The organism is Stenotrophomonas sp. 99219_Sma (genome assembly GCF_056480785.1).
The window spans coordinates 3,286,160-3,303,674 of the sequence record NZ_CM151117.1 but is presented as its reverse complement, the minus strand read 5'-3'; the positions used below and the strand labels follow the sequence as shown (position 1 = coordinate 3,303,674).

The window sequence follows — 17,515 nt, the reverse complement described above, 5'->3', positions numbered from 1 at the left end:
AGCGTTGAGGGCTGTCTCCGGAAGATTCCGGGACGGACCAATCTAGGTTTCCGACAGGTGACGAAGTCGTGAATTTTTGCTTAATCAATAACAGTTGATCCTGTTCCGTCCGTACCCGCCCGGACGGAAGCGCCGGCCCGGCAAGCAGCCGGGCCGGCGATCACCTCAGTCCGGCAGCGAAAACTGCACCGGCACCATGCCGATGGCCGGCACGGCCACGCCATCACGCTGGGCCGGCTCGAAGCGCCAGTGCCTGAGCACCTGCTGGCGTGCGGCCTGGTCCAGGCTGCGCGAGCCACTGCTGCGCTCGATGCTGACCACCGCCGGCTGCCCGTGGGAGTCCACCTCTACCCGCAACAGCACCGTCCCCTGCTCGCGGTTGCGCAGTGCCGCCAGCGGGTAGGCCGGCGGCGGGGCGTTGCGGTACTGCAGCTGGGCGCCGGCCAGAGGCGTGGAGGTATCGATGCTCGGTGCCAGCTGGGGCGGGGCCGGTTCGGCGGCCGGCAGTGCGATGCCCTGGGTCTCCTCCACGGTCGCGGTGGGTGCAGGCAGTGGCGGTGCTACCGGCTGCGTCCGGGGTTTCGGCACCACCTGGACGATCTCTTTCGGCGGGATCGGAACCGGCGGCGTGGGCGGTGGCGGGATCTTCTCGATCAGCCTGACCGCAGTCTTGTCACGTGGGACCTGCACGGCTTGGTAGGTCGCCGGGATCAGCAGCAACAGGAAGGCCAGCAGATGCAGGGCGATGGCCGCGCTCCAGGCGGCAACGCGGGCGGGGTCGAAGTGCGGGGATGCAACGGGATACGTACGAACCATGGTCCACCTCCATGCCAGTGACGAAGTCCTCAACGCACCAGGGCCCGCGGCGGGGTTGCCGCACGCGGCTGGCAGTCCATCAGTAGCGCGACAGGGCAGCCACTGCCTAGAGGCAGGGGGGCGATCGTTGGGCTGGCCTTCAGCCAACGCCGGCTCCGGGCATGAAAAAGGCGGATCCCCTGCGGGATCCGCCTTTGTCGGCAATGGCGAACGGGATCAGCGACCCAGTTCGAACACCACGTCCAGGTTGACCGAGACGGTCGATTCACCCGGTGCGACCGGGGTGGCCTTGTCCATCGCCGCGCCGGCCGACATGGCCCGCATCATCGGCATCGGGCGGTAGCCGCCGCCGGCGTTCTCGGAAATGCTGACGATGCGGCGCACCTGCAGGCCCAGCGACTTCGCATAGGTCTGGGCGCGGGCCTGGGCCTTCTTCAGTGCAGCCAGGCGGGCTTCGTCGTAGACCGGTTCCGGCTGGTCGATCTCGAAGCTGGGGCCGTTGATCTGGTTGGCGCCCTGCGCAGCCAGTGCATCCAGCACCTTGCCCAGCTTGGCGATGTCACGCACCTTCAGGCTGACCGTGTTGCTGGCCTGGTAGCCGGTGATCTTCGGTGCTTCGTTGTCGGCATAGCGGTACTGCGGATTGAGGCTGACGCCACTGGTCTGCACGTCGCGCTCGGCGATGCCGGCGGCCTTGATCGCGGCCAGTACCTTGTCCATCTGCTGGGCGTTCTGGCGCATGGCGCTGTTGCCATCGGCGGCCTGGGTGACCACACCGGCCGATAGGGTGGCCACGTCCGGCACGCGGGTCGCCTCGGCATTGGCCGAGATGTTCAGCAGGGTGCCTTCGGCCGGGGCGGCGATCGACGGCGACGACGGGGCAGCATGGGCGGTCATCGAGGTTCCAAGGGCGAGGGACAGGGCGAGCAGCAGCGGGGTGGCGGTCAGGCGCATGGAGAACTCCTTGTTGTGCCGTTGAGGGTGGTGTCGTAGCGATGAACGCGCTGTGAGCCCGTTCGGGGTTGCGCACGTTCCGGGACGGGTTGCCGACGATTCAGGTGGCGGCCTCAGGTTATGCTGTGCCGATGCTCTATCTTGCTTCCCGCTCCCCCCGACGCAACCAGCTGCTGGCCCGACTCGGACGCCCCTTCCAGGCCCTGGACCTGGAGGTCGTCGAGCAGCGCGCGCCCGCTGAAAGCGCCGAACAGTATGTCTGCCGGGTCGCCGCCGACAAGGCGCGCGCCGGGCTGGCCCGGGTGCTGGCCGATGACCCGCAGGCGCGCGTGCTCGGCTCGGACACCGAGGTGGTGCTGGATGGTGACGTGTTCGGAAAGCCCACTGACGCCGCCGATGCGCGGGCGATGCTGGCGCGCCTTGCCGGGCGCACCCATCAGGTGATGACCGCCGTGGTGGTGGTCGGCGCGGACGGGCTGGACAGCGAACTGGTCATTTCCGAAGTGACCTTCGCCCCGATCGACGCTGCCGACATCGCCGCCTACGTGGCCACCGGCGAGCCGTTGGACAAGGCCGGGGCCTACGCCATCCAGGGCGGGGCCGAGCGCTGGATCGAACATCTTTCCGGCAGCTACTCCGGCGTCATGGGGCTGCCATTGCTGCATACCGATCGTCTGCTGGCGCGCTGCGGCGTGCCGGCCACAACTGCCGATGCCGCCAGGGAGGCTGCCGATGTCTGAGGAAATCCTGGTCAATGTGACCCCGCGCGAAACCCGGGTCGCGGTGATCGAGAACGGCATGCTGCAGGAACTGCACATCGAGCGCGGTTGGCGCCGGGGTGTGGTCGGCAACATCTACAAGGGCAAGGTGCAGCGGGTGATGCCCGGCATGCAGGCCGCCTTCGTCGAAGTCGGGCTGGAGCGTGCCGCGTTCCTGCATGCCAACGACGTGGTGCGGCCGGCGCCGGTGGCCAGTGCCGATACCGAGAACACCACGCTGCCGCCGCCATCCAGCGTGCCGATCGTCGAGCTGCTGCGCGACGGCCAGGACATCGTGGTGCAGGTGGTGAAGGACCCGATCGGGACCAAGGGCGCACGCCTGACCACCCAGATCAGCATTCCCTCGCGCTACATGGTGCTGCTGCCGCAATCCAAGGTCGTGGGCGTTTCCGCACGCATCGAGGATGAAACCGAGCGCGCCCGCCTGAAGGCGCTGGTGACCGAACTGTCGGCGCAGCACGGGGGCTACGGCTACATCGTGCGTACCAATGCCGAGGGCCAGCCGGCAGAGGCCATCGCCGAGGACATCGCCTACCTGTCGCGCGTTTGGAACGTGGTCGAGCGTCGTGGCCGCGAAGCGGCCTCGTGCAGCAACATCTATGAAGACCTGAGCCTGCCGCTGCGATCGGTACGCGACCTGATCCGCAAGGACGTTGACAAGGTGAAGGTGGACTCCAAGGAGACCTTCGCGCAGTTGCAGGCCTTTGTTGCCAAGTACATGCCGGTGCTGGCCGAGAAGATCGAGCTGTACAGCGGTGATCGCCCGATCTTCGACATGTTCGGGGTGGAGGACGAGATCGGCCGCGCGCTGGACAAGCAGGTGCCGCTGAAATCCGGTGGCTACCTGGTGATCGACCAGACCGAGGCGATGACCACCATCGACGTCAACACCGGTTCGTTCCTCGGCCAGCGCAACCTGGAAGAGACGGTGTTCCGCACCAACCTGGAAGCGGCACAGGCGGTGGCACGGCAGCTGCGGCTGCGCAACCTGGGCGGCATCATCATCATCGATTTCATCGACATGGACGATGCCGAGCATCGCCGCCAGGTGCTGCGCACCCTGGAAAAGGCGTTGGCCCGCGACCATGCCAAGACCACGGTGTACGACTTCTCGCCACTGGGCCTGGTGGAGATGACCCGCAAGCGCACGGTGGAAAGCCTGGAGCGCCAGCTGTCGGAAACCTGCCCGCAGTGCAGCGGCCGCGGCAGCATCAAGACCACCGAGACGGTGACCTACGAGATCTTCCGCGAGATCACCCGTGCCGTGCGCCAGTTCGATGCCGCGCGCCTGCTGGTGATCGCGTCGACCAAGGTGGTCGCGCGCATCACCGACGAGGAATCCGCGGCGGTGGCCGAGCTGGAGGAATTCCTCGGCAAGAGCATCCGCTTCCAGGCGGACGAGCAGTACCTGCAGGAGCAATTCGATGTCGTTCTGCTCTGATCCTCGCCGGCCGCAGGCCGGCGGTGGCCGATGAGCGCGCCGCCGCGCCTGCGACTGCGAAGGATCCGCCGTCATTTCATTGCCGCCTGCGCGGTGGGCCTGGTCGGGCTTGCACTGCTGGTGGGCACCCTCAGCCAGCTGCTGCCGCTGGCCGAGCGCCATCCCGACAGGATTGCCGCCTGGCTGAGTGAACGCGCTGGCCAGCCGGTGCGTTTCGACCAGCTGCAGACCGCCTGGACCCGGCGCGGCCCGCTGCTGCAGCTCAAGGGCCTGCGCATCGGCGCCGGCCAGGGCCTGGCGATCGGCGAGGCCGAAGTGCTGGTATCGATGTACAGCGGCCTGTTGCCTGGCCGGTCGCTGACCGAGCTGCGCCTGCGTGGCCTGGCGCTCGACCTGCAGCAGGGCGAGGACGGTCGCTGGTCGGTACGCGGCCTGCCGCAGGCCGCCAATGGCGGGGACCCGCTGGATGCGCTGCGCCGGCTGGGCGAACTGCAGGTGATCGGAGGCCGCCTGGGCGTGCATGCGCCGGGGCTGGGAATCGACACCACGCTGCCACGCATCGACGTGCGCCTGCGGGTCAATGGCGACCGCCTGCGTGTAGGCGTGCGTGCCTGGGCCCAGACCGAAGCGCTGCCGTTGACGGCGGTGCTGGACGTGGACCGCGTGCGCGGCAATGGCCAGACCTGGCTGGGCGCCGATCCGGTCGATTTCCATGCCTGGTCGCCGCTGCTGGCGGCCGGCGGTGTGCGCCTGCGCGAAGGCAAGGGCGAACTCAACCTGTGGCTGACCCTGCGCGATTTCGCGCCGGTGGCGGTGACCACCGATTCGGACCTGCGTGATGTCCGCATCGATGGCGCACCGATGCCCTCGATGGCGGCTCCGCAGCTGCAGCTGCAGCGGTTGCAGGCACGCCTGCGCTGGCAGCGCCAGGCTGATGGCTGGGCGTTGCAGGTGCCGCGCCTGCGCCTGAAAACCGAAGAGGGCGAGCAGCAGCTCGATGGCCTGCAGCTGCAGCTTGGCAAGCAGCTGCGGGTCCGTTCTGGCGAAGTGCAGGCCGGCACCGCGCTGCGTGCGCTGGCCCTGAGCGATCGTCTCGAACCGGGCCTGCGTCGCTGGCTGTTCCTGTCCAGGCCGCAGCTGGATGTGCGCGAGTTGCAGCTGGCGGGCGATCGCGATGGCCCGCTGTGGGCGCAGGGCGAACTGCAGTCGCTGGGCTTCGCCAGCGTGGGCAATTCGCCCGGCCTGCGCGGCCTGGGCGGGCGCTTCGAAGGCGACGCGGATGGCTTCAGCCTGCAGTTGCAGCCGCAACGGCAGCTGCAGTTCGATTGGCCGACCGGCTTTGGTGTGCGTCATGACCTGCATCTGGCGGGACAGGTGGTGGGCTGGCGCGACGAGGGCGGTGGTTGGCGTATCGGTACTGCGGCGATGCGCGTGGAAGGCACCGACTATGCGGCCGACGTGCGCGGTGGTGTCTGGTTCCAGGGCGACGGTACGCGGCCGTGGCTGCAGCTGGCGGCCAAGCTGGACGACGTGCCGATGACCGCGGCCAAGCGCTTCTGGATCCACTCCAAGATGAGCAAGGGCGCCACCGACTGGCTGGACATGGCGCTGGCCGGCGGCCAGGTGCGCAATGGCATCGGCCTGGTCAGTGGCGACCTGGACGACTGGCCGTTCGACAATAACGATGGCCGCTTCGAGGCCACCGGCCATATCACCAACGGTGACATCCGTTTCCAGCACGATTGGCCGTTGATGAGCCAGGTCGACGCCGATATCGCCTTCATCGGCCCCGGCTTCGACATGCATGGGCGCGGCGATCTGGCCGGTGTGGCGGTGCAGAAGTTCGAGGCGGGCATTCCGGATTTCGGGCAGCAGCCGCTGTATGTGCGCGCCGATGCGCAGAGCGAGGCGGGCAAGCTGCTGGCGATGCTGCGGCAGAGCCCGCTGCACAAGGATTATGGCGACACCCTGGACAACCTCACTGCTGCCGGCCCGGCGCATGTGACCTTCGATCTGCTGCAGCCACTGCACCACGATGAAGGTGGCGGCCACCTGCAGGGGACGGTCGATCTGGCCGGCGTGAAGCTGGTCGACAAGCGCTTCCAGCTCGCCTTCGACAACATGCAGGGGCAGGCGCGCTACAGCAATGGCGGTTTCGATGCCGAGGCACTGTCGGTGCGCCACCTCGGCCAGGACGGTCGCCTGAGCCTGCGTGCCGGTGGCTACGTGCACGACAGCAGACTGGCCTTCGAATCGCAGCTGTCGGCCACGCTGGATGCTGGCGTGCTGATCGACCGCGCGCCGGAGATGGCCTGGCTCAAGCCCTACATCACCGGAACCTCGCCGTGGACCATCGCGGTCAGCCTGCCCAAGGTCGCTCCAGGGGCGCCTGCGCCGCCCAGCGAGCTGCGGTTGAGCTCCGATCTGGTCGGGACCCGGCTGGACCTGCCGGCGCCGCTGGACAAACCGGCTGCCGAGCCATTGGCGACCACCGTGGCTGCACAGCTGCCGATGGGGGCCGGCCGCATCGACGTTGCGTTCGGCCAGCGCCTGGCGCTGGCCGCACGCAGCCACAACAACCAGACCGGTGTGCAGGTGACGCTGGGCAGCGACCATGTCGACCGCGAGCCGCCGCCGAGCGGATTGACCGTCAATGGCCGCAGCCCGACCCTGGACGCTCTGGAGTGGATCAGTCTGGCGCGGGGTGGCAGTGATGACGACGCCATGCCGCTGCGTGCGGTGGACGTGCAGGTCGGCCAGTTGAAGCTGATCGGTGGCGTGTTCGAGCAGACCCGGTTGCAGCTGCGCCCGGGCGCGCAGGCACTGGATGTGCGCCTGGACGGCCCGTCGCTGGCCGGGCGCCTGACCGTCCCCAATGCAGACGGCGGCACCATCAGTGGCCAGCTCGACCGCGTGCACTGGCAATCCCTGCCGGCGGCTCCGGGTGCATCGGCCGCACCGGCACGGGTACAGGCCGGCGCCAACGACATGGACCCGGCCAAGCTGCCGCCGTTCGCGCTGGACATCGCCGACCTGAAGTTCGGCAAGGTGGTGCTGGGCCAGGCGGTACTGCGTACGCGGCCGCTGGCCAATGGCCTGAACGTGGACGAGCTGCGCTTCCGTGCGCCCGACCAGGAGATCGACATCAGCGGTCGCTGGCTGGGCCGCACCAGTGGTGCCCGCACCGAGCTGACCGCACAGGTGCGCAGCGAGGACCTGGGCGGATTGATGCAGAACCTCGACTACGGCGGCCAGCTGCGTGGCGGTTCCGGCCAGGCGCAGCTGCAGGCCACGTGGAGTGGGGGGCCGTCGGACTTCCAGCTGGGCAACCTGCAGGGCCGCCTGGACCTGCACGCGCGCAACGGCCAGCTGCTGGAGCTGGAACCGGGCGCTGGCCGGGTGCTGGGCCTGCTCAGTGTCACCCAGCTGCCGCGGCGCCTGATGTTCGACTTCCGCGACTTCTTCTCCAAGGGCTTCGCGTTCAACCAGATCGACGGCAGCATGCAGTTCGGCCAGGGCATGGCGCGCACCGACAAGGTGCTGATCGAAGGCCCGGCAGCCAACATCACCATCCGCGGCCAGGCCGACCTGCGTAACCAGCAGTTCGACCAGACCATCGACGTCAACCCGCGTGCAGGCAATCTGCTGACCGTGGTGGGTGCGGTCGCCGGTGGCCCGGTGGGGGCGGCGCTGGGCGCGGCCACCAATGCGGTATTGTCCAAGCCATTGGGCGAGATTGGCGCCCGGACCTACAAGGTGACCGGTCCATGGAAGGAACCGAAGGTGGAAGTGATCGAGCGCAGCCGCGACAAGGCTCCGCCACCCGTACCGGCACCGGCGCCGGCCATTCCGCCGACCGTCACCGGCCTGCCGCGCTCGCGTTGAGCGCGGCTTTCCTGTTCACGGGGCTTGCCTGAGCGCCCCCGCATCCCCAGATCGAGAACCATGACTGATATCGCCCTGACGCTTGCCCAAGACCGCCTGCTGCGCCCCGGCGGCCTGGATACCGCTGGCCTGGAGCGCACCTTCGGCCAGCTGCTCGGCCCCGGTGTGGACTTCGGCGACCTTTATTTCCAGCATGCCCGCCGCGAGAGCTGGAGCGTGGAAGACGGCATCGTCAAGGACGGCGCCCATTCCATCGAGCAGGGCGTGGGCGTGCGGGCGATTTCCGGCGAGAAGACCGGCTTCGCCTACTCCGACGACATCCATGCCGATGCGCTGCTGACGGCGGCGCAGTCGGCGCGTGCGATCTCGCGTGAAGGTGGCGCCCAGTCCGGGCGGTCGCTGCTGCGCGGCAACGCGCGTGCGCTGTACCCGGCGCTGGACCCGATCGATGGCATCGGCAACGAGGCCAAGGTCGAGGTGCTCAAGCGCCTGGATGGCTACCTGCGCGCCGCCGACCCGCGCGTGAAGCAGGTGATGGTGAGCCTGTCCGGCGGCGTCGATACGGTACTTATCGCCCGCAGCGACGGTGTGCTGGGCGCTGACGTGCGCCCGCTGGTGCGCCTGAACGTGCAGGTGATCGTCGAGCACAACGGCCGCCGCGAGTCCGGCTATGCCGGCGGTGGTGGCCGCTACGGGTATGAGGAGCTGTTCGCCGACGGCCGCCCCGAGGCCTTTGCCCGCGAGGCGCTGCGCCAGGCGCTGGTGAACCTGGACGCCGTTCCGGCACCGGCCGGGGTGATGCCGGTGGTGCTTGGTCCGGGCTGGCCCGGCGTGCTGCTGCATGAAGCGGTCGGCCACGGCCTGGAAGGCGACTTCAACCGCAAGGGCACCAGCGTCTACGCGGGCCGCATCGGCGAGCGCGTTGCCGCCCCGGGCGTGACCATCGTCGATGACGGCACGCTGGACGGACGCCGTGGTTCGTTGAACATCGACGATGAAGGCCACCCGAGCCAGTGCACCACCCTGATCGAGGACGGCATCCTGGTCGGCTACATGCAGGACAGCCTCAACGCACGGCTGATGGGCATGGCGCCGACCGGCAACGGCCGCCGCGAATCGTTCGCGCACCTGACCATGCCGCGCATGACCAACACCTACATGCGCGCCGGCCAGCACGACCCACAGGAAATGATCCGTTCGGTGAAGAAGGGCCTGTACGCAGTCAACTTCGGTGGCGGCCAGGTCGACATCACCAGCGGCAAGTACGTGTTCTCGGCCACTGAGGCCTACCTGATCGAGGATGGCCGCATCACCACGCCGGTGAAGGGTGCGACGCTGATCGGCAACGGTCCGGAAACCATGCAGAAGGTGCGCATGGTCGGCAACGATCTGGCCCTGGACGAGGGTGTGGGCATCTGTGGCAAGGACGGGCAGAGCGTGCCCGTGGGTGTCGGCCAGCCCTCGCTGCTGATCGAGGGCATCACGGTCGGCGGTACCCAGGCCTGAGCCGGGCGATGGCCAGCGCCACCGCCCAGGCCGGCGCGGACTCAGTCCTCGTCGGCTTCGTCGCTGTCGACGGGGTCGGCGTCTTCGGCGCTGGCCTTCAGGCCCAGTGCGGCCGGCAGCATCAGGGCGCGCAGCACCTGGAAGATTTCGCGGTAGGCGCGTGGCGGCTTGTTCCTGGCCTTTTCGGCCTGGGCATTGCGCACCAGCGTGCGCAGCTGCTGGCGGTCGGCCTGCGGGTAGTCGTCCAGCAGTGCAGCCAGCGCCTTGTCACCCTCGGCCAGCAGGCGCTCGCGCCAGTCTTCCGCGCGGTGCATCATCGCCACTTCGCGGCGGCCGGTTTCGCTGTTGGCGTCCAGCGCATCGCGGATCGCATCCAGCGTGGCGTCTTCTTCGCGGCGCATGTGCTTGGCCAGGAACGCCAGCTGGCGCTTGTGGGCGATGTGGGCGGTGATGCGCTTGCACTCGGCGATATGCGGCAGCAGGTCTTCCGGGATCGGCAGGCGTGCCAGCTGGGCCGGGGTCAACGACACCAGCTTCTCGCCCAGGGCCAGGACGTCGAGCGCGTCGCGCCGGTTCTGGCTGCGGCTCTTGTCGTGGAATTCACCGGTTTCTTCGTCGCGTCCGCGCATCGTTCCTACCTGATCTCAAAAAAAGTCGCCCGGCGTGATGCCGGGCCCAACCCGTACAGGATAAAGCATTGAACGTGATCGCCCCTGAAGTCGCTGTCGGCGACGACAGCCTGGCCCGACTGGAACGGCTGGCCGACCTCTCCCAGCAGCTGCTCGACCGCGCCCGTGCGCTGGGCGCCAGCCAGGCCGAGGTCAGCTGCAGCGAGGATCGTGGCCTGGAGGTCAATGTCCGCCTTGGCGAGGTGGAGACCGTGCAGTCCACCCGTGACCGCGGTATCGCCGTCACCGTCTATTTCGGCCAACGCAAGGGCAGCGCCAGCACCGGCGACCTGAACGAGGCCAGCCTTGCCGCCACGGTCGAGCAGGCCTGTGCAATCGCCCGGCACACCGAAGATGACCCGGCTGCCGGCCTGGCCGAGGCCGCGCTGATGGCCTCCGACTTCCCGGATCTGGATGCCTGGCACCCCTGGGCGCTGCAGGCCGACGAGGCGGTGGACCTGGCCCTGGCCTGCGAGAACGCAGGCCGTGAGGCCGATGCGCAGATCCGTAATTCCGACGGCGCCTCGGTTTCGAGCATGCAAAGCCTGTCGGTGTACGCCAATTCGCATGGCTTTTTCGGCCGTGAGCGTGGCACCCATCATTCGGTGGGCTGTGCGCTGATCGCCGGCCAGGGCGATGGCATGCAGCGCGATGGCTGGTACACCAGCGCGTTGGCCCGGGAGGACCTGGAAGACGTGGGCCTGGTCGGCCGTCGTGCTGCCGAGCGCACCGTCGCCCGCCTGCAGCCTCGCTCGATGGCCACCGGCAGCATGCCGGTGCTGTTCGCCCCGGAAGTAGCGCGCAGCCTGGTTGGACACCTGCTGTCGGCGGTGTCCGGCGGTGCGCTGTACCGCCAGGCCAGCTTCCTGCTGGACAGCGTTCGCCAGCAGCTGTTCCCGGACTGGATGCAGATCGAGGAACTGCCCCACCTGCGCCGTGGCCTGCGCTCGGCCGCCTTCGACGGTGACGGCGTGGCCACGCGTGCTTCGGCCCTGGTCCGTGACGGCGTGCTGCAGCGCTACGTGCTGGGCAGCTACTCTGCACGCAAGCTGGGCCTGCAGACCACCGCCAATGCCGGTGGCGTGCACAACCTGCAGCTGGCCGCCAACGCGGGCTCCCTGCAGGACATCGCCCGGCAGATGGGCGATGGCCTGCTGGTGACCGAATTGATGGGGCAGGGCGTGAACGGGGTGACCGGCGACTACTCGCGCGGTGCCGGCGGCTTCCGCGTCGAGAATGGTGAGATCCAGTACCCGGTGGATGGCATCACCATCGCCGGCAACCTGCGCGAGATGTTCAGCAGCATCGAAGCGGTCGGCAGTGACGTCGACCCGCGCTCGCACATCCGGACCGGTTCGATCCTGCTGGGGCGGATGACCATCGCCGGTAATGATTGATGGCGTCGATGGCGTAAGCTATGCCCGCCTGACGCAACCAGCTTGGTGCTGGTGGGTCAAGACCACCCAATGAAAAGGAGTTTTGTCGTGAGCGAATTCGATAACGTCCCGCCGCCGCCGGCCACCACCGACGTACCGGCCGACCAGCGCACCATGGCCCTGGCTGCCCACCTGCTGGGCATCTTCACCGGCTTCATCGGCGCGCTGATCATCTGGCTGATCAACAAGGATGACGCGGGCAAGGCCTTCGTGACCGACCAGGCCAAGGAAGCCCTGAACTTCCAGATCACCGTGACCATCGCCATGGTCATCAGCATGATCCTGACCATCGTGATCATCGGCGTGTTCCTGGCCCCGATCGTGGGCATCATCAGCCTGGTGTTCAGCATCATCGCAGCGGTCAAGGCCAACAACGGCGAAGCCTATCGCTACCCGTTCGCACTGCGCCTGATCAAGTAATACCGGCGGCATGCGGAATTGAGAACGCCCGGCATTGCCGGGCGTTTTCATGTGCGGGGAGCGACGGGCGGTGCCCGGCGAGCGATCAATGATCGCGTTCGACCGCCAGCGTCGCCAGTGCACGCAGTGCATCGGCCTCTTCGCCATACCCGGCCAGGATCGACTGCATGCGTGCGGCCAGTTCGTGCAGCTGAGCCTTGGCACCGTCCATGCCGAGCAGGGCGGGGAAGGTGCTCTTGTCCTGCGCCTGGTCCTTGCCGGCGGTCTTGCCCAGCTGCTCGGAACTGGCCTCGACATCGAGGATGTCATCGCGTACCTGGAAGGCCAGGCCGAGTGCGTCGGCGAAGCTGTCCAGCTGGGCCAGCTGAGGTTCGTGGGCCTGGCCGCACAGCGCGCCCATGCGCACCGCCGCACGGATCAGCGCGCCGGTCTTCAGGGCATGCATGCGGGTCAATGCCGCCAGCGTCTGCTGCTGGCCGGTGGCATCGATATCCAGCGCCTGGCCGCCGCACATGCCAGCGGCGCCGGACGCGTGGGCCAGGGTCTGCAGGCAGGCCACGCGCAGCGTGGCCGGCAGCGGTGCATCGGCCAGCAGGCCGAAGGCACGGGTCTGCAGCGCGTCGCCTGCCAGAATCGCGGTGGCTTCATCGAAGGCGATGTGGGTGGTCGGCTTGCCGCGACGCAGCGCGTCGTCATCCATTGCCGGCAGGTCGTCATGCACCAGCGAGTAGGCGTGGATGAGTTCGACGGACATGGCGGCCGCATCCAGGCTTTCCGGCTGCGCACCGAACAGGTGGCCACTGGCGTAGACCAGCAGTGGGCGCATGCGTTTGCCACCGCCCAGCACCGAATAGCGCATGGCCTGGTGCAGGCGCTGCGGTGCTTCGGCAGGCGAGGGCAGCGCGGCGTCGAGCTGGCTTTCGATACGGTCGCGCCAGCGCGCGAACAGAACCTCAGCCGTCATGGCTGGGCGGATCGAAAGGCTCGGATGCTTCCGGCTGCGCCGGATCGCTGAGCAGGCGCACGCGCAGCTCGGCCTGCTCCAGCGCCTGCTGGCACTGGCGATACAGACCGACGCCACGTTCGTAAGCACTGAGCGAAGCTTCCAGGCTCAGCTCGCCGGTTTCCATCTGCTCCACCAGCTGCTCCAGCGATTCGAGCGACTGCTCGAACTGGGCGACCGGGGAGGCGTTTTCGGGGGACTTCTTGGCCATGCGGCAAGTGTGGACGGGCCGCGCGCGGGGGTCAATTCACCAGCCGCCCGGGCGCCACTGCAACTGCGCGCCATGCGCCTGCAACCAGGCCTGCAGCGGTGCGGCGATGACCACGTCGGCGGCGGCCAGCAACTGCGGGCCATCAAAGATCAGCGGCAGCTGCGCGCGGCGCCAGGGGGCGAGGTGTTCGCGTTGGAGGCAGTCCTTCAACGCGTGCGAATGCTGGCGACCGGGCAGCAGAATGCGCTCACCGCCCACGCGTGTACGGACCTGCAGCGGGCGTTCGAAGGCCGGGGTGCCCTGCAGGCGCAGTTGTCCACCATCGGGCAATGGCAGCGGTGCGCGTCCATCCCATTCGGCCTGCCACTCGTGGGGAAGCGCAGGCAGCCGGGCCGGCAGCAGGTAGGCGTGGTCGCGCCACTGTTGGATCGCGTGATCGTGCCAGCGCACCCGCGCCTGGCGATCGTTGTCGGCCGGCAGCAGCTCGTCCAGCGCCTGCTGCAGCACGGTGGCCGGCAGCGGTGCCGCGTCGTGGCCGGCCACCCAGGCACGCAGCACGCGTGCGGCACGGCCCGGTGAGACCTGGCGAAGCAGCTGCAGCGACAGCACGCGTGGAGCGACTTCCAGGTGTGCGATCAGCTCGGCGTCTTCCTCGTCAAGCAGTTCGCGGGTCTGCCCGCAGTGGGTTGCGCTGCCCGCCATCGCCGCAGCGGCATGCGGCCAGCGCTGGCGCAACAGTGGCAGTACCTGCAGGCGCAGGAAGTTGCGATCGGCGTGGTCGTCGGCGTTGCTGGGGTCTTCGATCCAGTGCAGTGCATGCTGGCGGGCATAGTCGAGGAGTGCACTGCGTGGCACTGCCAGCAGCGGTCGCCATAGAGGCTTTTCGCCAAGGCGGCTGTGCGTGGACATCGCCGCCAGGCCATCGACGCCGGAAGCGCGCAGGGCGCGCAACAGGAAGGTCTCGGCCTGGTCGTCCTGGTGCTGTGCCAGCGCCAGGGTTTCGCCGTCGCGCAGTTCGGCCGCGAACGCGGCGCGTCGTGCCAGTCGCGCGGCACCCTCGGTGCCCAGGCCTGTGCCGTTCTCGACCTGCACGCGGTGCACGGCCAGTTCGATGCCCCAGGCGTCGCATTGCTGCTGGCAGTGCAGCACCCAGTCATCTGCATCGGGCTGCAGCCCGTGGTGCACGTGCACCGCGCGCAGCGCCGTGCCGGAAGCTTGCGCGCAGCACCACAGCCAATGCAGCAGCACGGTGGAGTCGACACCACCGCTGTAGCCCACCAGCAGCGGCGCATCCAGCGGAACGAGGGCAGGGAATTCACTCACGGCGGCAAGTATAGGGTTGGTCGGCAGGGCTGCGCCCTGCACCCGCAGACGCGCAAGCAACGGCAACGGCCGAAGCAACAGCAGAAGCGGGTTTCCTGAGGGTTGGCGGGGTGGGGCCGGTTGCGGGGCCGCTGCAAGTCCCCCTCCGGGGCCCGGCCCAGCCGCTGGCGGCTGTGCGTTCGGGCGCTTGCGAAGCAGTGCTTCGCAAGCAAAGCGCCCTCACCCATGTAAGCTCGGTCGCCGCTTGCTCGTGTGCGCAGTCCTGCGCACACGGCAAGACCGGGGTTGGGCGTCCTGCCCAACCCGCCCGAGGCATGCCTCGGGCCCATGCGGCTCACGCCCCCGCAACCGGACCCACCCCGCCTTCGACAGTTGGCCGCGATCTGTCGGAACGGTGTCGTGCACCGCTTTGGTAGGTGTCGACCTTGGTCGACACAGTAGATCCACGCCATGCGTGGATGACTCATTCGATATCTGACAGATGTGTCGACCAAGGTCGACACCTACCAACAGCCGCGGAGATCTGTCAGAGGCGGGGCACTGTGGGTTTGCGGGGTGTGAGCCGCAGGGATGCGGCGATCAAGGCTACATGGACGTACTTGCGCCGTCCCCGCAAACCCACAGTGCCCCGCCATCCCACGGAATGCACGCTGTTGCTGTTGCTTCGGCCGTTGCCGTTGCGTCTGCGGGTGCAGGGCGCAGCCCTGCCGAAAAACCTACTTTACCCGACGACCCGAACGGTCGATGCGGAACCGCTCTCCGCCTTCCATCGGCGTGTGGCCATCGGCATCCGGCGTGCCGCGCCGGCAGCCATTGCAGACTTCGGCCACGCCATCCTGGAACGGCCAACCGAAATCGAAGGTGCCGGGCACCACCTGGCGGAACTTCAGATCGAAGTAGGCCACGCGGTTGCCGACGCGGGCGCGCAGCAGGCCTTCCTGCGGCGTTTCCGGACCGTTGTCCCAGGTCAGTACCGGCAGGCTGCGGCCTTTGCGGTTGACGTAGTGGAAGCCTTGGTCGGCGTACACCACGGCCAGGCCATGGTCGTCGTAATTCAGGTCCTTCAAGGTGTCGGCACTGATCTTCGGCCGGTGATCGACCACTTCGCAGTTGGGCAGCGGCCACAATCCGTGTTCGTCGGTCAGCAGCTTGCACGCCGGTGCCTGTGCCGCTGCATTGGCACTGACCAGCACGCCAAGCAGGACCAGCGACCGCGCGAAGCGGCCGCTGGCAGGGGCAGGGTGGGCCTGCCTCACGATCACTTGGCCTCGGCCTTGCGCTCGAATGCGGTCGGCGCCGGCAGCTGTACCGGCACGCCCTTGTCGTCGCAGGTGCCGGCCTGGCACAGGCGCTCGCGCAGGGCCGGGGTGGCCTGCACGATCATGTGGTAGATCGCGTTCTGTTCCAGCGTGCCGCGGATCGCCTTGCTGCCCGGGCCGCGTGCCCAGATACCGACGTCTTCGCCGCCGTGCGACTCGGACTTCATCGGCACCAGTGCTTCCTGCATGTAGTCCGGATGCTCGGTGTCGACCTCGCGCAGGTTCGGGCGGCCGTTGGCCGGTTCGAAGCTGCTCGGGTTGTGCGGGTAACGCTTCGGACCGGCCGGCTGCTGGTTGCTGCTGCCGGTGTGGCCCGGGCCGTTGGCGTAGCTCAGCGTGGTGTAGGGCTGGCCGGTGCCGTCCAGCGCGTAGTCCAGCTTGCCGGCGCCATCTTCGCCGCCCTTGTCCTTCACCTTGCCCAGGATCGGGTTGCCGCGTGCCGGGTAGCCGACGAAGTTCAGGGTGTGCGAGTGGTCGGCGGTGACGATGATCAGGGTATCGTCGGCCGAGGTCAGTTCGTTGGCCACGCGCACCGCGTCGGACAGGGCCACGGTCTCGGTCAGCGCACGGTAGGCGTTGCCGCTGTGGTTGGCGTGGTCGATGCGCGCGCCTTCGATCATCAGCACGTAGCCTTCCTGGTGCTTGGCCAGGTTCTTGATGGCTGCCGCCGTCAGTTCGGCCAGGCTCGGCTCACCGCCCGGATCCTGCGGGCGCTCGTACTCGTAGCGCATGTGGTCCGGCTCGAACAGGCCAAGGATGGCCGGCGCATTCGCGGCGGCGGCCAGCTGCTTGCTGTTCCACACGTAGGCACCCTGCGGATGCGCCTGCTGCCATTCCTGCACCAGGCTGCGGCCGTCCAGGCGCTGGCCGACCTTGTCGTCGTACTCGGGATCGCGCTCTTCCACGGTGGTGAACTCACCACGGCCACCGCCGAGGGCGACCAGCGGGCCACGGCCATAGCGCGAGGTGGACAACAGCTGCTGGGCGATGTCCTTGCAGCCGGCGGCCTTCGCGGCTTCGGTCAGGTCGGTGTCGTTTTCCCAGTTGCGCTCGGGCGAGTGCGCGTAGGTGGCGGCCGGAGTGGCATGGGTCAGGCGCGCGGTGGACACCACGCCGGTAGCCAGACCGGCGCTGTCGGCCAGCTGCAGCCAGGTCAGCAGGCCCTTGGATAGGCTGTCGGCACAGTCGGTCCGGCTGCCGGCGCTGACGCCGATCGCACCCATGTGGGTCTTCACGCCGGTGGTGATGGCGGTCATGGTGCCGGCCGAATCGGGCGTCTGCGAATCGGTGTTGTAGGTCTTGCTGAATGCCGTGGCCGGGAAGCGCTCCCAGGACAGCAGGTTCTCTTCACCCGAGCCGCCCTTCTGCTGGCCTTCGTAGATGCGCGAGGCGGCCACCGTGGTCAGGCTCATGCCGTCGCCGAGGAACAGGATGACGTTCTTGGCCTTGCCGGACATCGCGCCGTTGGCGGCGGCCTGGGCGGCGCCGCTGCGGTACCACCACTGCGGGGTCTCGCCGGCCGGATGGGCAACGGGGTTGACGGCGACCTTCACGCCGGCCGGGGCGGACGCGGGGGTGGTGCTGGCGCAGGCGCCCAGCAGCAGGGTGGTGGCGCAGGCGGCCAACAGGGAGACGGAACGGCGCATGGACGCTGGGATCTCACAAACTGTAACGGGACGTTCATTATGCCCGCCCTCGCAAGGCACGCCGATGACACACTGATTTGCCGGCCGGGCGGTCGTTCTGCGGGCCGC

Annotated in this window: 14 protein-coding genes; 6 read left to right on the top strand and 8 right to left on the bottom strand. The window is 68.3% G+C overall.

Annotation, left to right across the window (positions count from 1 at the left end; translation table 11 throughout):
* Positions 1 to 165: 165 nt before the first annotated feature.
* A complete protein-coding gene (locus ACZK13_RS15210) occupies positions 166 to 816 on the bottom strand; it encodes an energy transducer TonB (protein WP_253145410.1) in 651 nt (216 codons plus the stop codon).
* Between the two features lie 216 nt (positions 817 to 1,032).
* Positions 1,033 to 1,770: an SIMPL domain-containing protein gene (locus tag ACZK13_RS15205; RefSeq protein WP_006382138.1), complete on the bottom strand. Its 738-nt coding sequence runs from the start codon at positions 1,768 to 1,770 to the stop codon at positions 1,033 to 1,035.
* Positions 1,771 to 1,901: 131 nt separating this feature from the next.
* Between ACZK13_RS15205 and ACZK13_RS15200 the strand changes: the two genes are divergently transcribed.
* Genes ACZK13_RS15200 through tldD form a run of 4 tightly spaced genes read left to right on the top strand, consistent with a single transcriptional unit; the run spans position 1,902 to position 9,381 of the window.
* Complete coding sequence (locus ACZK13_RS15200) at positions 1,902 to 2,510, top strand: Maf family nucleotide pyrophosphatase (protein ID WP_032128990.1); 609 nt, start codon at positions 1,902 to 1,904, stop codon at positions 2,508 to 2,510.
* A complete protein-coding gene (gene rng, locus ACZK13_RS15195) occupies positions 2,503 to 3,990 on the top strand; it encodes a ribonuclease G (RefSeq protein ID WP_010482960.1) in 1,488 nt (495 codons plus the stop codon). The genes ACZK13_RS15200 and rng overlap by 8 nt, the downstream gene beginning before the upstream one ends.
* 30 nt (positions 3,991 to 4,020) lie before the next feature.
* A complete protein-coding gene (locus ACZK13_RS15190) occupies positions 4,021 to 7,875 on the top strand; it encodes a YhdP family protein (RefSeq protein WP_125893974.1) in 3,855 nt (1,284 codons plus the stop codon).
* A gap of 60 nt (positions 7,876 to 7,935) precedes the next feature.
* A complete protein-coding gene (tldD, locus tag ACZK13_RS15185; RefSeq protein ID WP_049398683.1) occupies positions 7,936 to 9,381 on the top strand; it encodes a metalloprotease TldD in 1,446 nt (481 codons plus the stop codon).
* A gap of 41 nt (positions 9,382 to 9,422) precedes the next feature.
* Here tldD and yjgA read toward each other — a convergent pair whose 3' ends face one another.
* Positions 9,423 to 10,010: a ribosome biogenesis factor YjgA gene (gene yjgA / locus ACZK13_RS15180; RefSeq protein WP_049398682.1), complete on the bottom strand. Its 588-nt coding sequence runs from the start codon at positions 10,008 to 10,010 to the stop codon at positions 9,423 to 9,425.
* Between the two features lie 68 nt (positions 10,011 to 10,078).
* On the opposite strand from yjgA, the gene pmbA reads away from it, so the two are divergent.
* Both pmbA and ACZK13_RS15170 read left to right on the top strand, forming a co-directional pair.
* Positions 10,079 to 11,446, top strand: coding sequence for a metalloprotease PmbA (pmbA, locus tag ACZK13_RS15175; RefSeq protein ID WP_125893976.1), 1,368 nt, complete (start codon positions 10,079 to 10,081; stop codon positions 11,444 to 11,446).
* 87 nt (positions 11,447 to 11,533) lie between these two features.
* Positions 11,534 to 11,905 carry a DUF4870 domain-containing protein gene (locus tag ACZK13_RS15170; protein WP_010482972.1) on the top strand — a complete coding sequence of 124 codons (372 nt, stop codon included), beginning with the start codon at positions 11,534 to 11,536 and terminating at the stop codon, positions 11,903 to 11,905.
* A gap of 85 nt (positions 11,906 to 11,990) precedes the next feature.
* Here ACZK13_RS15170 and ACZK13_RS15165 read toward each other — a convergent pair whose 3' ends face one another.
* The 5 genes from ACZK13_RS15165 to ACZK13_RS15145 form a co-directional block, all read right to left on the bottom strand.
* Positions 11,991 to 12,869, bottom strand: a complete 879-nt coding sequence (locus ACZK13_RS15165) for a polyprenyl synthetase family protein (protein WP_121504580.1) — start codon at positions 12,867 to 12,869, stop codon at positions 11,991 to 11,993.
* Positions 12,859 to 13,119 carry an exodeoxyribonuclease VII small subunit gene (locus ACZK13_RS15160; protein ID WP_005410522.1) on the bottom strand — a complete coding sequence of 87 codons (261 nt, stop codon included), beginning with the start codon at positions 13,117 to 13,119 and terminating at the stop codon, positions 12,859 to 12,861. The genes ACZK13_RS15165 and ACZK13_RS15160 overlap by 11 nt, the downstream gene beginning before the upstream one ends.
* Before the next feature lie 36 nt (positions 13,120 to 13,155).
* Positions 13,156 to 14,442 carry a tRNA lysidine(34) synthetase TilS gene (tilS, locus tag ACZK13_RS15155; protein ID WP_185749954.1) on the bottom strand — a complete coding sequence of 429 codons (1,287 nt, stop codon included), beginning with the start codon at positions 14,440 to 14,442 and terminating at the stop codon, positions 13,156 to 13,158.
* Between the two features lie 716 nt (positions 14,443 to 15,158).
* Entirely contained in the window at positions 15,159 to 15,704 is a 546-nt protein-coding gene (locus ACZK13_RS15150) for a WG repeat-containing protein (RefSeq protein WP_032128996.1), read from the bottom strand.
* The gene (locus ACZK13_RS15145; RefSeq protein ID WP_197615832.1) at positions 15,701 to 17,407 is read right to left on the bottom strand and encodes an alkaline phosphatase; all 1,707 of its coding nucleotides are present in this window, start codon (positions 17,405 to 17,407) and stop codon (positions 15,701 to 15,703) included. Before ACZK13_RS15145 ends, ACZK13_RS15150 begins: the two co-directional genes overlap by 4 nt.
* Positions 17,408 to 17,515: the final 108 nt, after the last annotated feature.